This window comes from Chromohalobacter beijerinckii, assembly GCF_023061185.1.
GTDB classification, from domain to species: Bacteria; Pseudomonadota; Gammaproteobacteria; order Pseudomonadales; family Halomonadaceae; genus Chromohalobacter; species Chromohalobacter beijerinckii.
The window spans coordinates 1-924 of record NZ_JAKGAK010000051.1 but is presented as its reverse complement, the minus strand read 5'-3'; the positions used below and the strand labels follow the sequence as shown (position 1 = coordinate 924).

The 924-nt window shown below is 62.3% G+C and carries 2 protein-coding genes; both read left to right on the top strand.

Features of this window, described 5'->3' with window-relative positions:
- The first annotated feature begins 56 nt into the window (after positions 1–56).
- The gene (locus tag L1075_RS15635; protein ID WP_040242442.1) at positions 57–368 is read left to right on the top strand and encodes a DUF1153 domain-containing protein; all 312 of its coding nucleotides are present in this window, start codon (positions 57–59) and stop codon (positions 366–368) included.
- 17 nt (positions 369–385) lie between these two features.
- Positions 386–924 (top strand): DDE-type integrase/transposase/recombinase (locus L1075_RS15630; protein WP_246942757.1); only part of this gene is annotated, 539 nt, incomplete at its 3' end.

Below are 924 nucleotides of genomic sequence, written 5' to 3'. Positions count from 1 at the left end.
TGAAGTGACCCCCTCCAGAGCTGCACAGGCTATAGTGCAGTCATCAGGAGGACAGGATGAGCGACGATAACCCCATCAAGCGGTGGACCGCGAAGCGCAAAGCGTCCGTGGTCATGGACATCTTCAAGGGCAAGACCACGGTCGCCGAGGTTGCGCGACAGCATGACCTCACCGTCTCCGAGGTCGACGGCTGGATCGATGAAGCCCAGCGCAACATGGAGAACGGGTTCAAGGCCCGTCCCAAGGATATCCGCGAGCAATACGAATCCGACCTGCGGGAAACCAAGGAGGCGCTGGGCGAGGCCCACTTGCAGATCTACGCACTAAAAAAGTGGCGTCGCCTGCTCGACGAGGACGAGAACTCGTAAGGTCGCTGCAGGCGGAAATGGCCCAGGAAGGCCGGGTGGTATCACTGGCCAAACTTTGTCGCTGGCTGGGGTTCCCGCGGCGCAGTCTGTATTACCGGCCCAAGGCGCGGCAGCGTGTCGTGAATACGGATCTGACGGCCCGGGTGAAGCTGACGCTGGAACGCTTCCCCAGCTACGGCTATCGCCGGTTGGCGTGCGTGCTGGGCGAGAACCGCAAACCGGTCCAGCGCATCCTGCAGCTCAAAGGCTGGCAGGTGCGCAAGCGACCGCAGGGCTTCCGACCTCGCGCCAGACGCTTGCCGTCAGTCACCTCACGGCCCGATGAGCGCTGGGCCACGGATCTCACGCACGTGTGGTGCGGTAAGGATCGGCGGGCCAGCTTGGCGGTCATCATCGACTGTTGCACGCGTGAAATCCTCGGTTGGCGATTATCGGACAATGGCAGCAGCAAGACAGCAGAGGCTGCCCTGGAGGAAGCACTGATTTATCGGCTGGGGGCGCTGGGACGCGTTCAGCAACCGCTGGCACTTCGCTCCGATAACGGGCTCGTTTTCAG

What these genes read in the sequence shown, in the direction of transcription:
- L1075_RS15635 (WP_040242442.1), top strand. Translation starts at nt 57, where the DNA reads ATGAGCGACGATAACCCCATCAAGCGGTGGACCGCGAAGCGCAAAGCG.